Annotated in this window: 18 protein-coding genes; 8 read left to right on the top strand and 10 right to left on the bottom strand. The window is 57.6% G+C overall.

Translation table 11 applies throughout. The features are described from left to right. The first annotated feature begins 51 nt into the window (after nucleotides 1–51). The 3 genes from leuS to holA are packed head-to-tail and all read left to right on the top strand — an operon-like array spanning nucleotide 52 to nucleotide 4248. On the top strand, nucleotides 52–2679 hold the full coding sequence (leuS, locus tag JL39_RS18775) for a leucine--tRNA ligase (protein ID WP_037154361.1): 2628 nt from the start codon (nucleotides 52–54) through the stop codon (nucleotides 2677–2679). Then, on the top strand, nucleotides 2669–3229 hold the full coding sequence (locus JL39_RS18770; protein ID WP_037154047.1) for a lipoprotein: 561 nt from the start codon (nucleotides 2669–2671) through the stop codon (nucleotides 3227–3229). Before leuS ends, JL39_RS18770 begins: the two co-directional genes overlap by 11 nt. Continuing rightward, entirely contained in the window at nucleotides 3217–4248 is a 1032-nt protein-coding gene (gene holA, locus JL39_RS18765) for a DNA polymerase III subunit delta (RefSeq protein ID WP_037154046.1), read from the top strand. Before JL39_RS18770 ends, holA begins: the two co-directional genes overlap by 13 nt. A gap of 10 nt (nucleotides 4249–4258) precedes the next feature. On the opposite strand, the gene JL39_RS18760 is transcribed toward holA, so the two are convergent. The 8 genes from JL39_RS18760 to hemE all read right to left on the bottom strand — a co-directional run bounded on the left by JL39_RS18760 (nucleotide 4259) and on the right by hemE (nucleotide 12939). Beyond that, on the bottom strand, nucleotides 4259–5140 hold the full coding sequence (locus JL39_RS18760; protein WP_037154043.1) for a ParB/RepB/Spo0J family partition protein: 882 nt from the start codon (nucleotides 5138–5140) through the stop codon (nucleotides 4259–4261). 29 nt (nucleotides 5141–5169) lie between these two features. Further along, nucleotides 5170–5961 (bottom strand): ParA family protein, encoded by a 792-nt coding sequence (locus JL39_RS18755; protein WP_037154040.1) that lies wholly within the window; start codon nucleotides 5959–5961, stop codon nucleotides 5170–5172. A gap of 14 nt (nucleotides 5962–5975) precedes the next feature. Further along, nucleotides 5976–6593, bottom strand: coding sequence for a 16S rRNA (guanine(527)-N(7))-methyltransferase RsmG (rsmG, locus tag JL39_RS18750; RefSeq protein WP_037154037.1), 618 nt, complete (start codon nucleotides 6591–6593; stop codon nucleotides 5976–5978). After that, a complete protein-coding gene (mnmG, locus tag JL39_RS18745; RefSeq protein ID WP_037154034.1) occupies nucleotides 6593–8473 on the bottom strand; it encodes a tRNA uridine-5-carboxymethylaminomethyl(34) synthesis enzyme MnmG in 1881 nt (626 codons plus the stop codon). Before mnmG ends, rsmG begins: the two co-directional genes overlap by 1 nt. A 45-nt stretch (nucleotides 8474–8518) precedes the next feature. Beyond that, on the bottom strand, nucleotides 8519–9823 hold the full coding sequence (gene mnmE / locus JL39_RS18740; protein WP_152601183.1) for a tRNA uridine-5-carboxymethylaminomethyl(34) synthesis GTPase MnmE: 1305 nt from the start codon (nucleotides 9821–9823) through the stop codon (nucleotides 8519–8521). 85 nt (nucleotides 9824–9908) lie between these two features. Further along, entirely contained in the window at nucleotides 9909–11174 is a 1266-nt protein-coding gene (gene rho / locus JL39_RS18735) for a transcription termination factor Rho (RefSeq protein ID WP_152601182.1), read from the bottom strand. 188 nt (nucleotides 11175–11362) lie between these two features. Next, nucleotides 11363–11908, bottom strand: a complete 546-nt coding sequence (gene hemJ / locus JL39_RS18730; protein ID WP_037154025.1) for a protoporphyrinogen oxidase HemJ — start codon at nucleotides 11906–11908, stop codon at nucleotides 11363–11365. Further along, the gene (gene hemE / locus JL39_RS18725) at nucleotides 11905–12939 is read right to left on the bottom strand and encodes a uroporphyrinogen decarboxylase (protein WP_037154022.1); all 1035 of its coding nucleotides are present in this window, start codon (nucleotides 12937–12939) and stop codon (nucleotides 11905–11907) included. The genes hemJ and hemE overlap by 4 nt, the downstream gene beginning before the upstream one ends. A gap of 403 nt (nucleotides 12940–13342) precedes the next feature. Here hemE and JL39_RS18720 point away from each other — a divergent pair, with 403 nt between their 5' ends. Genes JL39_RS18720 through dnaQ form a run of 5 tightly spaced genes read left to right on the top strand, consistent with a single transcriptional unit; the run spans nucleotide 13343 to nucleotide 16958 of the window. Next, a complete protein-coding gene (locus JL39_RS18720) occupies nucleotides 13343–14164 on the top strand; it encodes a pyruvate, water dikinase regulatory protein (RefSeq protein WP_037154019.1) in 822 nt (273 codons plus the stop codon). Between the two features lie 33 nt (nucleotides 14165–14197). Further along, nucleotides 14198–14791 carry a Maf-like protein gene (locus JL39_RS18715; protein WP_037154017.1) on the top strand — a complete coding sequence of 198 codons (594 nt, stop codon included), beginning with the start codon at nucleotides 14198–14200 and terminating at the stop codon, nucleotides 14789–14791. Continuing rightward, nucleotides 14784–15641, top strand: coding sequence for a shikimate dehydrogenase (locus JL39_RS18710; protein ID WP_037154014.1), 858 nt, complete (start codon nucleotides 14784–14786; stop codon nucleotides 15639–15641). Before JL39_RS18715 ends, JL39_RS18710 begins: the two co-directional genes overlap by 8 nt. Further along, the gene (gene coaE, locus JL39_RS18705) at nucleotides 15641–16252 is read left to right on the top strand and encodes a dephospho-CoA kinase (RefSeq protein ID WP_037154011.1); all 612 of its coding nucleotides are present in this window, start codon (nucleotides 15641–15643) and stop codon (nucleotides 16250–16252) included. The genes JL39_RS18710 and coaE overlap by 1 nt, the downstream gene beginning before the upstream one ends. A gap of 1 nt (nucleotide 16253) precedes the next feature. Then, nucleotides 16254–16958: a DNA polymerase III subunit epsilon gene (dnaQ, locus tag JL39_RS18700; RefSeq protein ID WP_037154009.1), complete on the top strand. Its 705-nt coding sequence runs from the start codon at nucleotides 16254–16256 to the stop codon at nucleotides 16956–16958. Nucleotides 16959–17012: 54 nt separating this feature from the next. Here the strand turns inward: dnaQ and secB are convergent, their stop codons facing one another. Both secB and JL39_RS18690 read right to left on the bottom strand, forming a co-directional pair. Continuing rightward, nucleotides 17013–17489, bottom strand: coding sequence for a protein-export chaperone SecB (secB, locus tag JL39_RS18695; protein WP_037154006.1), 477 nt, complete (start codon nucleotides 17487–17489; stop codon nucleotides 17013–17015). Nucleotides 17490–17606: 117 nt separating this feature from the next. Then, nucleotides 17607–18122 (bottom strand): FxsA family protein, encoded by a 516-nt coding sequence (locus tag JL39_RS18690; protein WP_037154003.1) that lies wholly within the window; start codon nucleotides 18120–18122, stop codon nucleotides 17607–17609. Nucleotides 18123–18190: the final 68 nt, after the last annotated feature.

The raw sequence follows: 18190 nt of genomic DNA, 5'->3' as shown, positions 1-18190 counted from the left end.
GATGAAGGTCTCGCCCGACTCTTGATCTTATTTTCCCGGAATATCATCGAAATGGCGACTGAACGTTACAACCCGCGCGATGCCGAGCCACGCTGGCAGCAGAAGTGGAACGAGGCCAAGGTTTTCGAAACCGACAACAACGATCCGCGCGAGAAATATTACGTTCTTGAGATGTTTCCCTATCCGTCGGGACGCATCCACATGGGCCATGTGCGCAACTACGCCATGGGCGACGTGGTCGCCCGCTACAAGCGCGCCCGCGGCTTCAACGTGCTGCACCCGATGGGCTGGGACGCCTTCGGAATGCCGGCGGAAAACGCCGCACGCGACAACAAGGTGCATCCGAAGTCCTGGACCTATCAGAACATCGCGTCGATGAAGGCGCAGCTAAAGGCCATGGGCCTGTCGCTGGACTGGTCCCGCGAGTTCGCGACCTGCGATGTCGATTATTACCACCGCCAGCAGCATCTCTTCCTGGACATGATGGAGAAGGGGCTGGTCTATCGCAAGCAGTCCAAGGTCAACTGGGACCCGGTTGACCAGACCGTGCTCGCCAACGAACAAGTCATCGATGGCCGCGGCTGGCGCTCCGGCGCGCTGGTGGAGCAGCGTGAACTGGTGCAGTGGTTCTTCAAGATCACCGATTTCAGTCAGGACCTGCTCGACGCGCTGAATACGCTCGACCAGTGGCCGGAAAAGGTCCGGCTGATGCAGAAGAACTGGATCGGCCGCTCCGAAGGTCTCACCATCCGCTGGGAAATCGTCTCGTCCACGGCTGCCGGCGAGAGCGAGGTAGTCGTCTATACGACCCGTCCCGACACGCTGTTCGGCGCCTCCTTTCTGGCGATCGCCGCCGACCATCCGCTTGCCAAGGCGGTTGCCGCGACGAATCCGGCCATCGAATCCTTCGCCGAAGAATGCCGTCGGCATGGAACGTCGCTCGCCGCGCTGGAAACGGCCGAGAAGAAGGGGATAGACACGGGCATCCGCGTCAGGCATCCGCTCGATCCGTCCTGGGAACTGCCGGTCTATGTCGCGAATTTCGTGCTGATGGAATATGGCACTGGCGCAATCTTCGGTTGCCCGTCGGGCGATCAGCGCGACCTCGATTTCGCCCGCAAATACGGCCTGCCGGTCGTTCCGGTCGTCATGCCGCAGGACGGCGATGCCGCAACCTTTGCAATCGGCGATACCGCCTATGTCGATGACGGCGTGATGATTAATTCCCGCTTCCTGGACGGCAAGACGACTGACGAAGCTTTCGGAATCGTTGCCGATCAGCTGTCCAATACATTGCTGGGCAACATGCCGCAGGCGGAACGCAAGGTGAATTTCCGCCTGCGCGACTGGGGCATTTCCCGCCAGCGCTATTGGGGCTGCCCTATCCCGGTCATCCATTGCGAAGACTGCGGCGTTGTGCCGGTACCGAAAAAGGACCTGCCGGTCAGGCTGCCGGATGATGTCACCTTCGATCAGCCGGGCAACCCGCTCGACCGGCATCCGACATGGCGCCATGTCGCCTGCCCGAATTGCGGCAAGGACGCCCGTCGCGAGACGGATACCATGGACACCTTTGTCGACTCGAGCTGGTATTTCACGCGCTTCACGGCCCCCTGGGAGAACGGGCCGACGGATCCGGCCGCGGCCAATCATTGGCTGCCGGTCGACCAATATATCGGCGGCATCGAACACGCGATCCTGCACCTGCTCTATTCGCGCTTCTTTACCCGCGCCATGCGTGAAACCGGCCATGTGGACGTCAAGGAGCCCTTCAAAGGCCTTTTTACCCAGGGTATGGTCGTGCATGAAACCTACCGCCACGGCTCGGGGCCGAACGGTGAGTGGGTTTCGCCGGCGGATATTCGCATCGAGGAAGTCGATGGCAAACGACGCGCGACCCTCCTGTTGACCGGTGAGGAAGTCACGATCGGCTCGATCGAGAAGATGTCGAAGTCGAAGAAGAATGTCGTTGATCCGGACGATATCATAGCCTCCTACGGCGCCGACACGGCACGCTTTTTCGTGCTGTCCGATTCGCCGCCGGATCGCGACGTCATCTGGTCGGAGGCCGGTGTCGAAGGTGCTCATCGTTTCACGCAACGCCTCTGGAGACTGATTTCCGAAGCCTCCGAAGGCCTGGCGGGGGTCCATCCGGCGGCGGCTAGGGAGGGTGATGCGCTGGCAATCTCCCAGCTCGCCCACAAGACGCTGAAGGCGGTCCAGGGGGATTACGACAAGCTCTCCTTCAACAAGGCTGTCGCGCGCATCTATGAACTCGTGAACACGCTGGCCACGCCGCTCGGCAAAGTGGCAGCCGGCGAAGGTGATGCTGCTTATCGCGCAGCCGTTCGCAACGCTGCTGAAATCCTGATCCAGCTCGTCGCGCCGATGACGCCGCATCTGGCCGAGGAATGCTGGGCGGTGCTCGGTAATAAGGATCTGGTTGCCGAAACGGCCTGGCCGCAATACGACGAGGCACTGGTCATCGAGAACGATGTCACACTGCCGGTCCAGATCAATGGTAAGAAGCGGGCCGAATTGACAATCGCGCGCGACGCGGATCAAAGTGCGGTCGAGGCTGCGGTTTTGACGCTGGATGCGGTAAAAGCGGCTCTTGATGGCCGGGCGCCGAAGAAGATCATCGTCGTCCCACAGAGGATCGTGAACATTGTCGTTTGACCGCTCTCTTCGTCGCATTGGGCTCGTCTCCTGCCTTGCAATGCTTACCGTTCTTGCCGGTTGCCAGGTTCGCCCGCTTTATTCCGAGGCTCACGGTACCGGTGAACGTCTGGCTGCCGTCAGCTTCTCGCAACCTAAAAGCCGGATTGACCAGGTTATTCGCAACCATCTGATTTTCTTGACCTCCGGCGGAGCAGGTGAATCCAAGCACCCCGCCTATGACGTGAAGCTTGCAGCAACAAGCACGGCCTCCAGCATCATCGATGACGAGGACGACGACAATGTATCCACGACTGGCGTGCCGCTTCCCGGCCGCGTCCAAGTCGAGGGAGTCTATACACTCACCCGCGTGAGCGACGGTCAGGTGCTAAAATCCGGCAAACGGGAAGTCGTTTCGCTCATCGACGTTTCCGGCCAAGGCTTCGCAAAGCTGCGCGCGATCCGGGATGCCGAAAACCGCGCGGCAAGGGAGCTTGCTGAGTTCATCCGCGCCGAGATCGCCATTGTGCTGGCGCGCGAACCTCAGCCACAAACGGCATGGCAGAAATAAAGTCCCACGAGTTCGATCGCTTTGCCGAAAAGGGCGCCGAGCTCTACAGGATTTTCGTGATCTACGGCCCGGATCGCGGCCTCGTTTCCGAAAGGGCGGCATGGCTGGCCCGCAAAACAGGCGTCTCCCAGGATGATCCGTTCGCCATGCTCAAGATCGATATTTCCGATCTTCAGGGCGACCCCGGCAAGTTGCTCGACGAAGTCAACGCGCTCGGCCTTTTTGGCGGCTCCAAGCTCATCTGGCTGCGCGGCGCGGCCAACGAAAAGCCGCTTTTGGACGCGATGCAGGTGCTTGCCGACGGTCCCGCAGCCGCCAATATTCTGATTGTCGAAGCCGGCGATCTCAAGAAGGGCAGCGGTCTGCGCAAAATCGCGGAGCCGGCCAAATCCATTGCCATTATCCCCTGCTATGCAGACGACATCAAGGCTCTCAACGGCCTCATCGATACCGAACTGGCGAGCGAGGGCCTGCGGATCAGTTCGGCTGCTCGCCAGAAACTTCTGGACCTGCTCGGCGGAGATCGGGCGGCATCTCGTAATGAAATCCGCAAGCTCGCTCTCTATTGCCGTGGTCAGGGTGTGATCGAGGAAGGGCATATCGAAGAAATCATCGGAGATGCCAGCAGTGTTTCCTCCGACGAGGCGGTCGATGCCGTCCTGAGCGGCGATCTTCCGGGCCTGCACCGCGCCATCCAGAAAGTGCTATCGTCAAAGACGCCGGTTTTCCTTGTTCTGCAATCCTGCCTGAAGCAGTTTCAGATGCTGGACTTGATGAAGGCCGAAATGGAAGAAAAGAAGCTGCCTGTCGCTCAGGTCATGATGACGCTTGGCCGAAATATTCACTTCAGGCGTAAACCGATCATCGAAAAAGCTCTGAGAAGTTGGAATTCCCAAGCGCTTTCCCGTGAAACCGAACGGCTTCAGGCTGCCGTTCTCACGTCGCGCCAGAAACAAAGCCTTGAGCCCAGCATCGCCTTCCACGCGCTGATGGCTATTACCATTCAGTCAAGCCGCTGAATTTCTTGGATTATCGCCGCTCCAGAAGGCGGCAGATTTCTTCGAGTTGCTCCAGCGTCCGATAGTTGATCCGGACATGGCCGCCGCCGCTCTTATGGTTGATCTTGACCTCCAACCCGAGAGAATCGGAGAGCGTCCGCTCCAATGCCAGGGTATCCGAATCCTTTTGTTCCGCTTTCGAAACGGATGCAGGCTCCGATTGCGCCTTGATATCGTACTGAGCCAGCCGCTCCGCATCACGAACGGACATGCCTTTGGCGACGACCGTACGAGCAAGCGTCACCGGATCCGACGTGGTGATTAGGGCACGTGCATGCCCGGCAGATAGACTACCTACCGAGAGCATTTCACGAACCGGCTCAGGGAGCTTGAGAAGGCGCAGACTGTTCGCCACATGGCTCCGGCTCTTGCCGATGATCTCCCCCAGATCGTTCTGAGTGTAACCATGCTCGGCAATGAGCTGATCATACCCCATCGCCTCTTCGAGGGGATTGAGATCCGACCGCTGGACATTCTCGACGATGGCAAGCTCTAGCGCAGTCCGGTCGTCGACATCCCGGACGATGATCGGAATCTCAATCAATCCGGCAAGCTGAGCCGCGCGCCAGCGTCTTTCGCCGGCAATAATCTCGTATCGATCGCCCCCCGTCGGCCTCACGACTACCGGCTGCACGATGCCATGTTGACGTATCGAGCTCGCCAGGTCCTGCAGCTCACTCTCGTCAAAATTCCGCCGCGGATTCTTCAGGTTCCGAGAAACATGCTCAATCGGAACCAACCGGTCGGGATTGACGCTGCGCGGTGCGCTATCCACCGGCAGCGGCTGATCCATTTCACCGATCAGCGCCGCGAGCCCGCGGCCAAGGCGCCTCTTTGAAAGATCGTCGTTCATTCTCTCATTCACCTGTGAGTCTACAGCCTTCAAGCGGCCTTCCGCCTGCGTTCCCGCTGAATCACCTCCGAGGCCAACTGAAGATAGGCCTGACTGCCGGCGCATTTCAGATCATACAGAATAGCCGGCTTGCCATAGGATGGCGCTTCCGACACGCGAACATTACGCGGGATAAGGGTATGATAGACCTTCTCGCCGAGATATGTCCGTACATCACTGACAACCTGCTGCGCAAGGTTATTTCGTGCGTCGAACATCGTAAGCACAATCCCCTGGATATCCAGGGAGGGATTAACCGTACGACGCACCTGGTCGACAGTTTCCAAAAGCTGACTCAATCCCTCCAGCGCAAAAAACTCGCATTGCAGCGGAACAAGCACCGAATGGGCAGCAGCCATCGCGTTCATCGTCAACAGATTGAACGAAGGTGGGCAATCCACGAGGATATAGGAATAAGCCGCCGCTTCTTCGGTGTTGAGGGCGCGGCGAAGTTTGAATGCTCGATCGGGAGATTGAGAAATCTCCATCTCGAATCCCAGCAAATCCATGGTCGAGGGAACGATCGACAGATTGGGGACGGCCGTTTCGAGAGCAGCCTCGGCAATCGTGTTGTAACCCATCAGCAAGTCGTAGGAAGATAGTTTGCGATCCCTGCGTTCGATACCCAGTCCCGTACTGGCATTTCCTTGCGGATCCAGATCGACAATGAGCACATGCTCGCCGATTGCAGCAAGCGCCGTGGCGAGGTTTATGGCCGTCGTCGTCTTGCCGACGCCACCTTTCTGGTTGGCTATGGTGATAATCCGGTTCTTTTCGAACATGCCGCACCTGAAATCTAGGGTTCGTTGCGCCTTAAGTTGGCAATCTCGAGGATCATGGAGTCCGCCTCGACGACACTTCGATGTTCTACCAGATCGAAAGCCCAACGACCACGTGCTTTCGCGACTTCCGCCGCATAATCCCGGCCTTTATGAAAAAAAGCCCTTGCTTTCTTCCCAATCATCCAATCGGCGGAATATGAAAGAAGGAGATCGAGCTCCGCCAGGGCCCGTGCGGAGATTCGATCGCATTCCGGAATGATTCGCGGAGCCGTTTCTATTCGCACAGGGTGGACTGATCCACGCGCATGCGTTTCTGCCAAGGCAACCCGAAGAAAGGCAGCCTTCTTTTGGTTGCTTTCCACAAGATGAACCCAGCCATCCTGCAGCTCGGCCAAAAATATTGCTGTAACAATCCCCGGGAATCCCCCACCCGATCCCAGGTCGATCCACCGGAGGGGCTCCGGTGAGAGCTGGAAGATCTGTGCGCTATCGGAAATATGGCGGTTCCAGAACTCATCCAGAGTCGAGGGGGCTACGAGATTGATCGTCTTCGCCCATTTTTGGAAAAGCAGAGCAAAATGCTCCAGCCTTTCCTGCGTTTCACGTGAAACACTCCTGCCGTTCAACAGCATCAGGAGACTCGTTTAACGCGATTGGCTGCTGCTTCTTCCCGACGGAGAAGCGCCAGGATGAGGGCAAGAGCCGCTGGCGTCATGCCATCGACTTTCGAAGCCTGCGCCAAATTGACGGGATTAGCGACCGCCAGTTTCTGTTTCAGCTCGTTGGAAAGGCCAGGAAGTGCTGAAAAATCAAAGTCTTGAGGGATAATACGTGCTTCGTCCCGGTGCGTGGCGTGAATGTCGGCTGCCTGCCGGTTCATATAAACAGCATAGGAAGCTTCGATCTCCAAGGCTTCACCAACCTTAGGTGAAAGCTCGCCAAGTTCGGACCAGATGGCGGCAAGTGACCGGAGCGACTGATCCGGATAGGCGAGGATCTCATAAGCCGTCCGGCGCTGCCCATCCTGGTTCATCCTCAAACCATGTTGGCTGGCTTCCTTAGGTGTCAGGTTCAAGGAGCGGAGCAGTTGACGCCCACTATCCAGCAACTCTTGATAGGCTCTGAATTTCTTCTTGCGCGCAATGCCGACGCATCCCAGTTCAATGCCCTTTTCCGTAAGCCTGACATCGGCATTGTCCGCACGAAGCGAAAGGCGATATTCAGCCCGCGACGTAAACATGCGGTAGGGCTCGGTCACGCCACGCGATGTCAGGTCATCGATCATGACGCCGATATAGGAGTCTGCGCGGCTGAAATGATGAGGCTCGCCCCCGGCCGCTGAACGGGCTGCATTAAGGCCGGCAACAAGGCCTTGGGCTGCGGCCTCCTCATACCCTGTCGTGCCGTTGATCTGGCCCGCGAGGAAAAGCCCCGGCATCATTTTCACTTCCAGAGAAGCCTTCAGTTCCCGCGGATCCACATGATCATATTCGATCGCATAACCGGGTTGTAGAATAGAGACCTTCTCCAGTCCGGGAATGGTTCGTATGAAGGCCTCCTGTACTTCCGCCGGCAGCGAGGTGGAGATACCGTTCGGATAAACCGTCCAATCATCCAGGCCCTCCGGCTCTAGAAAGACCTGGTGGCCGTCCCGCTCGCCAAACCGAACGATCTTATCTTCAATGGATGGGCAATAGCGCGGCCCGACGCCCTCGATCTGGCCGGAATACATGGCCGACCGATGGATATTGTCCGAGATGATCTTATGGGTCGCATCCGTCGTGCGCGTAACCCCACATGCTATCTGCGGGGTCATGATCCCATCCGTCATGAAGGAAAACGGAACCGGATTCTCGTCCGCTTCCTGCCGCCCAATGCCGGCCCAGTTTATCGTTCTTCCATCCAGCCGTGCCGGCGTACCGGTCTTTAACCGTCCAAGCTTGAGGCCGAGGCGAGACAAGGTGGCCGACAAACCAAGCGAGGGTTCTTCCCCAACACGACCTGCCGGTGTTTTTCGGTCGCCGATGTGAATCAAGCCGCGAAGAAAGGTGCCAGTCGTCAGCACAACCGTTCCGCATCCGAATCGACGCCCATCCTTCAGCTCGACCGCGGCGACGCGACCGTTCTGAATATCGATGTCAAACGCATCCCCTTCGATCACGGTCAGATTCGGGTGGCTGAAAAGCTCGCGCTGCATTGCCAGGCGATAGAGTTTCCGGTCCGCTTGCGTCCTTGGCCCTCGGACCGCAGGTCCCTTCTTCCTGTTGAGAAGCCGAAACTGAATCCCCGCCTCGTCAGCAACCCGTCCCATCAACCCATCCAAGGCATCCACTTCACGGACCAGATGCCCTTTGCCGAGACCGCCGATAGCGGGATTGCAGGACATGACACCGATCGTCTCTTTTTTGTGGGTGATCAGCGCGGTTCTCGCACCCATGCGAGCGGCGGCACTGGCCGCCTCACAGCCCGCATGCCCGCCCCCGATCACAATCACGTCGAAAACCGTGTCCATTTTCATCTCTCCATGAAACCGCGTCGCCGCTACGTTTCACGTGAATCATTTGCCAATACAGAATTGCGAAAAAATGACATCCAGAAGCTGTTCGACATCCACATGGCCGGTGATCCTGCCGAGCGACGATGCAGCCGCCCGAAGGCTTTCAGCTCGAATGTCCAGTTCCCGGCCATTTAGCGCTTCTGCGACCGATTGGGAAGCCTCTTTCAAATACTGGACCTGCCGTTGTCGATTGGGAACGAGTGAACCCGTCCAAACCTTGCGCAACTCCTCCAGAATACGCCCGCGCAATTGCTCCAAGCCTTCACCCGTCCTGCTGGAGATGCAAAGGTCGTAATTCGGCGAAACGCCATGCTTGTCGAGCTTTGTACCCAGCCGAAGCAGATTTGTTGAGGGTAGTTTCGCGTCATGTTTCGAAACCGAATCGATTTCCTCCAGCTCAAGGATCATGTCTGCCTGTTCGATTGCGATCCGCGCCCTCCGCACGCCTTCCTGTTCAACAAGATCTCCTGTCTCGCGAAGACCAGCCGTATCGAAGAAGCGGACTAGATAGCCTTCCAGATCGATATCTACATGGAGGATATCTCTTGTCGTCCCTGCAATTTCCGTGACAATCGCGACGTCTCGTTTCGCTAAGGCATTGAGTAGACTTGATTTTCCTGCATTAGGTGGCCCGGCGATCACCACTTTGTATCCATCGCGGACGATTTCACCTGCCTTCGCGGACCCAAGATGCTGCTCGATCTCGGCGTAGAGATCGCCCATATCTAACCACACACGATCGGATACCGAGCCCGGGACATCATCCTCGTCGGCAAAGTCCAGCTCCGCCTCTATCATTGCACGTGCGCGCGTCAGGCGATCCGCCCAGCTCCGATAGAGGACGGACTGGCCGCCAAAACTCTGCTCGACGGCAAGCCGCCGCTGCATCTCCGTTTCAGCAGAGATGAGGTCCGCGAGACCCTCGACCTCGACCAAATCGAGCTTACCATTCTCAAACGCGCGGCGTGAGAACTCGCCGGCCTCGGCAAAACGGAGGCTCGGAAGGGCTGAAAGCTCTTCGTAGACAGCGGATACCACCGCACGGCTCCCATGCAGATGGAGTTCCACACAATCCTCGCCGGTAAAGGAAGCCGGTCCCGGAAAACAGACAAGCAGCGCCTGGTCGATAACCGATCCGTTGCGGCTCCGAATCGCTCTGAGGCCGGCCTTCCGTGCAATCGGGAGATCGCCTGCCAGAGCCGTCGCGGCATCGAACGCCTTGGGACCGCTCAACCGCACAACCGCGACGCCCGCCGGCAGGGTGCCGCTGGAGAGTGCAAAGATCGTGTCCTCGGTTCGGTTCATCCGGATGCTTTATCAAACAGGTCCAGAAACTCAAAGCGCCCGGTTTCAACCGGGCGCTTTGAGAATTCGGGAATCCGGCTAAGGATCAAGTGTTCATCGAGTCGAAGAAGTCGCCATTGTTCTTGGTCTGCTTCAGCTTGTCGATCAGGAACTCGATGGCATCGGTCGTACCCATTGGCGCAAGGATACGGCGAAGCACGAAAATCTTCTGGAGGTCCTGGCGCGGCACAAGCAGATCCTCCTTGCGCGTACCGGATTTCAGAATGTCCATGGCCGGGAATATGCGCTTGTCGGCGACCTTGCGGTCGAGCACGATTTCCGAGTTGCCGGTGCCCTTGAACTCTTCGAAGATGACTTCGTCCATGCGGCTGCCGGTGTCGATAAGCGCCGTGGCGATGATGGTCAGCGAACCGCCTTCCTCGATGTTACGGGCGGCGCCGAAGAACCGCTTCGGCCGCTGTAGCGCGTTGGCGTCCACGCCGCCCGTCAGAACCTTACCGGACGACGGCACGACCGTGTTGTAGGCACGGCCGAGGCGGGTGATCGAATCGAGCAGGATGACAACGTCGCGGCCGTGCTCGACAAGGCGTTTGGCTTTCTCGATCACCATCTCGGCGACCTGTACGTGACGAACGGCCGGCTCGTCGAAAGTGGAGGAAACCACCTCGCCGCGCACGGAGCGCTGCATGTCGGTCACTTCCTCCGGGCGTTCATCGATCAGGAGAACGATGAGGTAGCATTCCGGGTGATTCGCCGTGATGGAATGGGCAATATTCTGCAGAAGGACTGTCTTACCCGTACGCGGTGGCGCGACAATAAGGCCACGTTGGCCTTTACCAAGCGGCGCAACAAGATCGATGACGCGAGCCGAGAGGTCCTTCGAGGTTGGAACATCGAGTTCCATCTTGAACCGCTCATTCGGATAAAGCGGGGTCAGATTGTCAAAATGTACCTTGTGCCGGATCTTTTCCGGATCATCAAAGTTGATTGTATTGACCTTCAGGAGCGCGAAATAACGCTCGCCTTCCTTCGGCCCGCGGATCGGACCTTCGACCGTATCGCCGGTCTTCAAAGAAAACCGTCGGATCTGCGAGGGAGAGATATAGATATCGTCCGGGCCAGGCAGATAATTGGCGTTCGCCGAACGCAGGAAGCCGAATCCGTCCTGCAAGACCTCGACTACACCTTCGCCGATGATCTCGATGTCCTGGCTCGCCAGAACTTTGAGGATCGCGAACATCAGCTCCTGCTTGCGCATCGTGCTGGCGTTCTCGACCTCCAGGGATTCGGCAAAGGTCAGCAAATCGGTAGGAGATTTGCTCTTGAGTTCTTGAAGCTTCATTTCAGCCATGAAGAGGGGACCGTAGTGTGAGAATTTTAGGGAGAATATAGGCGTGTCGGTGAACTTCGCTCCCGCGGAAGATGATCCAGGGACGATGGGAAATTACACGCATGCCACGAGATGAGATGGGGCGAAAATAGCGACTCGCGTGGAATGCCGCAAGGGGCAAGCAGAAATTCTTGCTGAGAAAAAGAACATCAAAACGGTTTTACGATCACGAGGATGACAATTCCGATCATCAGCACTGTTGGCAATTCGTTCATCATCCGCCAATAGCGCGGTGATTTACGGTGACCGTCGACCGCGAAATTCCGGACGGCGCGACCAAACAGCACATGCACGAGGGTAAGAAGGATCACCAGCCCGATCTTCGCATGCAGCCAACCGCCGCGGAATCCATAAACATCCCAGGCCAGGAAAAGGCCCAGAACCCATGTGATCATCATCGCCGGGTTCATGATGATCTTCAGGAGCCGCTGTTCCATCATCTTGAATGTTTCCGAATGGGCTGAGCCCGGTTCCGCATCGCTGTGATAGATGAAAAGCCGCGGCATATAGAGAAGGCCGGCCATCCAGGAGATCACTGCGATCACATGGAAAGCCTTGATATAGAGGACAAAATCATCCGGCCGCACCAGGTAGACCGCAGCCAGGATCGCGATGAAGACGACAAGCGCGACGAATGCGCGAACTGCCGATCGCCGCCCGGCCGCCCGGCCGCTCTGCAGCTCGGACGCATTCATGCCCTTGCTCCCCGTACGCGCCTCATCAGCGCCGTCACATGATCGGGATTGGCCTCTGGTGTGATGCCGTGCCCGAGATTGAAGATCAGCGGTCCGTTTCCGAGTTTGTCCAGAATCGCATCGATACCTTCCTCCAGCGATTTTCCGCCGGCGACCACCCGCATCGGATCGAGATTGCCCTGGATCGGCCCGTCTTTCTGCAGCTCGGCTGCGAAAGAAAGCGGCACCGACCAGTCGAGACCGATCGCATCCGCCTTAGTCCTCTGACGATAGGTCTTCAGGTTGAAACCAGCACCTTTGGCAAAGGCTATGATCTTGGCTTGCGGGCGTTCCTTGCGAACGATCTCGATCATACGCGCAACCGGCCCTGCAGCGTAAGCTTGGAACTCTCGCTCTCCGAGAACCCCCGCCCAGGAATCGAAAATCTGCACAGCGTCCACACCCGCATCGATCTGGGCGATCAAATATTCCGCCGATACCTCGGCCAGGAAAGAGAGAAGTTTTTCGAAAGCTTCCGGGTACCGGTAGGCAAACAGCCGGGCGGGAGCCTGGTCCGGGGTGCCGTGGCCGGCGATCATATAGGTAGCCACCGTCCAGGGCGCGCCGCAAAAGCCGAGCAGGGCGGTTTCTTCCGGCAGTTCCTTTCTCAATCGACGCACCGTCTCGATCACCGGTGCCAGGTGGTCGAGAACGCCGTCGCTCTTCAATCTTTCGATGGCGGAAACGTCGATCGGGTCCATCTGTGGACCTTCTCCCTGCACGAAACGAACATTTCGCTTCAGAGCATCCGGAATAACCAGGATGTCGGAAAAGAGGATCGCCGCATCAAAGCCATAGCGCCGGATCGGCTGCAAGGTCACTTCGACAGCTAGGTCCGGGGTGTAACAGAGATCGAGAAAGCTTCCGGCCTTCGACCGCGTTTCCCTGTATTCCGGAAGATAGCGTCCTGCCTGCCTCATCAGCCAGATCGGTGGCGGCTTGACCGTCCTGCCTTCAAGCACCGCGACGATCTTACGGGTTTCGCCGGTCAATGGGTTCTCCCTAAATCAAAGAAAAGAATTTAATTTTGTTTTCTATTTCTTAGAGTCGGTGGGTAGCAAGGATTAAAGTCAAATCACAGCCGACGCGGCGATCCGCCACTCTCGCCATCAGGATGGAACAGAACCTGCGAGAAATCTTGTAATTCAAGGGAGAAATCAATTTTTTGACGAGATTCCAGAAGGATAGGCGCGGTGTGGCCTCGTTGCCATCTGTGGATAAACTGGGGATGGAAAGCCGCTTGGAGGTCTTTATCCCCAAAGCCCACAAGTTCGCTTGATTGGCGTCCACGAAACCTGCAGATGTGGAAAACGAGGCAGTTTTCCAAGCGACGGGCGACCGGCAGGCAGATGCGGATCGTCTCTCCCGAGTTGTCAACAAAGGGTAAAGATTAGCGTGGAGAACAGAAAAAACTTCTTCCATCTGCATCTGATATCTGACTCGACGGGCGAGACTCTTATCTCCGCTGGCAGGGCTGCTTCGGTTCAATTCCAGTCGTCGTTTGCGATCGAGCATGTCTATCCACTGATCCGGAACCGCAAGCAGCTTTTGGCGGTGTTGGAAGACATCGATCGGGAACCGGGCATCGTCCTTTACACGATTGTCGATCAGGAACTGGCGGGATTCATCGACCAGCGCTGCCGTGAAATGGGTCTGCCAAGCGTGAATGTTCTTGAGCCGATCATGGCCACGTTTCAAGCCTATCTCGGCGCACCGTCCCGCCGGCGGGTGGGCGCGCAACACGCCCTGAATGCCGACTATTTCAAGCGCATCGAAGCGCTCAACTTCACCATGGATCATGACGACGGGCAGATGCCGGAGGACTATGACGAGGCGGATGTCGTGCTGATCGGTATCAGCCGCACGTCAAAGACACCGACCAGCATCTATCTTGCCAACCGGGGTATCAAGACAGCCAATATCCCGATCGTACCTGGTGCCGACCTGCCGGAAAGCCTTTATCGAGCTACTCATCCACTCATCGTCGGCCTCGTCGCGACAACGGATCGCATCAGCCAGGTCCGCGAAAACCGGGAGCTTGGGGCGACACATGGCTTCGATCACCGGCATTATACCGACCGTGCAACGATCAACGAGGAGCTGAAATATGCCCGCGCTCTGTGCGCCAGGCACAATTGGCCAGTCATAGACGTGACGCGTCGGTCGATCGAGGAGACGGCAGCCGCAATCGTTGCGCTGCGCCCGAAGCTGCGTTAAGCGGAAACGCCAGCCGCTTCTGGGAGATTCCTCGTGACAGTTCCCCTTGTGCTTGCCTCCGCCAGCCCCTTTCGCCGGATGCTGATGGAAAATGCTGGCCTGACATTTGAAAGTCGTGCCGCCGAAATCGATGAACGGGAGATGGAAGCAGGCCTGGAAGGGGCATCCCCTGATCAGGTGGCGCTGGCGCTCGCCAAGGCCAAGGCGCTGGATGTGAGTCAGCATTTCCCCGGTGCGCTGGTGATTGGATCAGACCAGACCATGTCTCTCGGCAACCGGGTCTATCACAAGCCGAAATCCCTCGGGGAGGCGAAGGAGAACCTGATGTCGCTTGCCGGCAAGACCCATCGGCTGAATAGCGCCATTGCATTTGCCCGCGATAACGATGTCGTCTGGGAACATGTCGCCCATGCCGACCTGACCGTGCGGACATTGAGCGATGCTTTTGTCGATCGATATCTGATGCGCGTTGGAGAAAAGGTCTTCGGCAGCGTCGGCGCCTATCAACTTGAAGGCGAAGGCATCCAGCTCTTCTCGAAGATCGACGGAGACTATTTTACCATCCTGGGCTTACCCATGTTGCCGCTCCTGGACAAGCTGCGCGAACTTGGAGCGATCGATGGCTGATTCACGTGAAACACTCTTGGTTAACGCCTTCGTTACCGGCTGGCCCGTAAAGCATTCACGTTCGCCGCTGATCCACAATTATTGGCTGAAGCAGTTCGACATCACCGGTACTTACAAAGCCGAAGCTGTCTCAGAAGAGGACTTTCCGGCATTCATTCAGGCCTTGAAGGATGGCAGTTCGGGATATCGCGGCGGCAATGTCACTATTCCACATAAGGAACTGGCTTTCAGACTGGCAGATCGACCGGATGCTTTGGCAGAGGAACTCGGCGCCTCAAACACGCTCTGGATGGAAAATGGCCTCCTCAACGCGACGAATACCGATGGCTATGGGTTCACGGCCAATCTCGATGACCATCATCCCGGCTGGGATAAGATCGGCCGTGCCGTGATCCTCGGCGCTGGCGGCGCAAGCCGTGCTGTCATTCAGGCTGTCCGCAATCGCGGTATTGGCGAAATTCACGTGGTCAACCGCACCGTTCCACGCGCCCAGGAGCTTGCCGATCGCTTTGGTCCGAAAGTGCATGCCCATTCTCTGGAAGCGCTGAGCGAGGTGATGTCCGGTGCTGGCTTGTTCGTCAACACGACATCCCTAGGCATGGATGGCGGCGAGGCGCCGCAAGTCGATTTCTCGTCGCTGAGGGACGATGCAGTCGTCACCGATATCGTTTACGTCCCGCTGAAAACCCCCTTGCTCGCTCAGGCGGAAAACCAGGGTTTTGCGATCGTCGATGGCCTAGGCATGCTGCTTCATCAGGCCGTGCCTGGTTTTGAAAAATGGTTCGGGCGTCGGCCATTGGTCGACGAGGCCCTTCGCGATCTCGTCATCGCCGACATGGAAAGACATTGATGATCGTCATCGGGCTCACCGGCTCCATCGGTATGGGAAAATCCACGACCGCAAAAATGTTCGCGGAAGAGGGCGTGCCGGTGAATGATTCGGATGCCGTGGTCCATGATCTCTACCGCACCGATGCGGTGAAACCGATCGGTCAGGCCTTTCCGGGCACGGTCAGGGATGGCGTCATCGACCGTCAGGAGCTATCGCGCCAGCTTGCAGCCGCACCGGAAAAATTCCCGCTCCTTGAATCGATCGTTCACCCGTTGGTTCGGAGTCGCGAAATTGAATTCCTGGAACGTCATCGACAAGCCGGCACTGATCTTGTGCTGCTCGACATACCGTTGCTCTTCGAAGTGAAGGGAGAGGATCGTGTGGATGTCATCGTCGTCGTCACCTGCGATCCACAGATACAGCGCGAAAGGGTGCTTGCGCGTCCCGGCATGACCGAGGAAAAATTGGCGATGATTCTCTCCCGCCAGATGCCGGACGCGGAGAAGCGGAAGAAAGCCGATTTCCTGGTCGATACCGGCTTCGGGCTGGACGCGGCAAGACAAAGGGTGCGCGAGATCATAGCCACTTTGAAAGCGGCAAAGGTGAGCGCCAAAGAAACGGACCAATGACATGCGCGAGATCATTTTCGATACGGAAACCACGGGCCTCGAAACGAAATTCGACCGGGTGATTGAGATCGGAGGCATTGAGCTCATCAATAATTTTCCGACCGGAAGAACGCTGCATCTTTATATCAATCCCGGCGACCGCAAGGTCCATCCGGATGCGCTTGCCGTACATGGCATTACTGACGAGTTCCTGAAGGATAAGCCAAGTTTTGCCGACGTGGCTCATCAGATCATCGAATTTTTTGACGGTGCCAAATGGATCGCCCATAACGCCACCTTCGACATGGGTTTCATCAACGCGGAGTTCGACCGGCTTGGGCTTCCGCCAGTCATGATGGACCGGGTCGTCGATACGCTCGCCATGGCCCGCCGCAAACATCCGATGGGGCCGAATTCGCTTGATGCGCTCTGCCGCCGGTACGGCATAGACAATGCGCACCGCACCAAACACGGGGCGCTTCTCGACTCCGAGCTCCTGGCGGAAGTCTATATCGAAATGACCGGTGGCCGCCAGGCAGCGCTTGGCCTGTCTGATGCGGAAAGGCCGACGACGGTAATCGAAGTCGAGGAAGTGGTCGTGACCGTTGCCGGCCGCCCACGGACTTTGGCCGCCCGCATCACAGCAGCGGAGATCGAAGCCCATGGCGCCATGGTCGCAACGCTCAAGGAGAAGGCGCTTTGGCTGAAATATCAGATTGTCGAGTGAAATGAAAAAAGGCCGAGTCAGGGACCCGGCCTTTTTTATTGCAACGGATCAGGTTTAGCTGTTCAGCGATTGCACCTTGGCGCGGGCCTGTTCTTCGGCCATGCGCTGCGTGAACATCTGCGCGAAATCGATTGGATCGATCATCAAGGGCGGGAAACCGCCGTTACGCGTCACGTCGGCGATGATCTGGCGTGCGAAGGGGAAAAGCAGCCGCGGGCATTCGATGAACAGCAGCGGCAGCATGTGTTCCTGCGGGAAACCGCTGATGCGGAAAACGCCGCCATAGACCAGTTCCGTCGCGAAGACGACTTTCTCGTCTTCCTGGGCCTTGGCCTCCAGTGTCAGCACGACGTCGAAATCGACCTCGGAAAGCGGGTTGGCGTTGACATTGACATTGATGTTGATGCTCGGGGCTTTGTCGCGTGCCTGGAGCGATCGGGGTGCGCCGGGGTTCTCGAAGGAGAGATCCTTGGTGTATTGTGCCAGGATATTGATGGACGGCGTTGCTGCCTGGTTGTTTTCGTCTGCCATGGGATTTCCTCGAGGCGTTGGAGCGTTGAGGCCCTCTAACATTTCGGGTTAGAGGGTTTCAAGGCTAAATGGGAACGTTGTTGGGCTTGCCAATCCCCGGCAAACCAACTGGCCTGTTCAATGTTCCTCGTTTTTTGGTCCGGCCCAGGGCGAGGAGGGATTCGAATTGCGATGGAAATCCTGCTCGTCGAGATCGACTACCGGGCCTGATTTCTTACCGCCCGGGGAGGACCGGTCGCCGTCGTAACGGTAGCGCGTGCTGCTGGACGTGCGGACCACCACGATGCGGCGGCCGATCAATGACCAGAGGCCCCCGCGCACGAATGGGATGAAGAGCGCCAGACCGATAATGTCGGTGATGAAGCCTGGCAGGAGGAGCAGGATGCCGGCAATCACGATCATCGCGCCGTCGATGAGGGTCCGGCCGGGCACCCGGCCTTCCCGGCCTTCCGTGGAAATCTCTCTTAGAATATGCATGCCCTGCCTGCGGAGCAGGAACGCGCCAAGTACCGCTGTGCCGATCACCAGGCCGAGCGTCGCCCATAGGCCGAGCGCACGCCCCACGAGCACAAAGCCGGCGATTTCTGCCAGAGGCCAAACGATAAGAAAGAGCGGCACGAGAAAGAAACGCATGTTGTTCCCAGTTCTTAATGGTCCTGCAGTATTTTGCGCTGACGTCTTCGCTATTTGAATGATTGGTG

It is taken from the genome of Rhizobium sp. YS-1r, assembly GCF_000757525.1.
Taxonomy (GTDB): domain Bacteria; phylum Pseudomonadota; class Alphaproteobacteria; order Rhizobiales; family Rhizobiaceae; genus Neorhizobium; species Neorhizobium petrolearium.
Note: the sequence above shows the minus strand (reverse complement) of the source record. Positions and strands in the feature narration are given on the sequence as shown.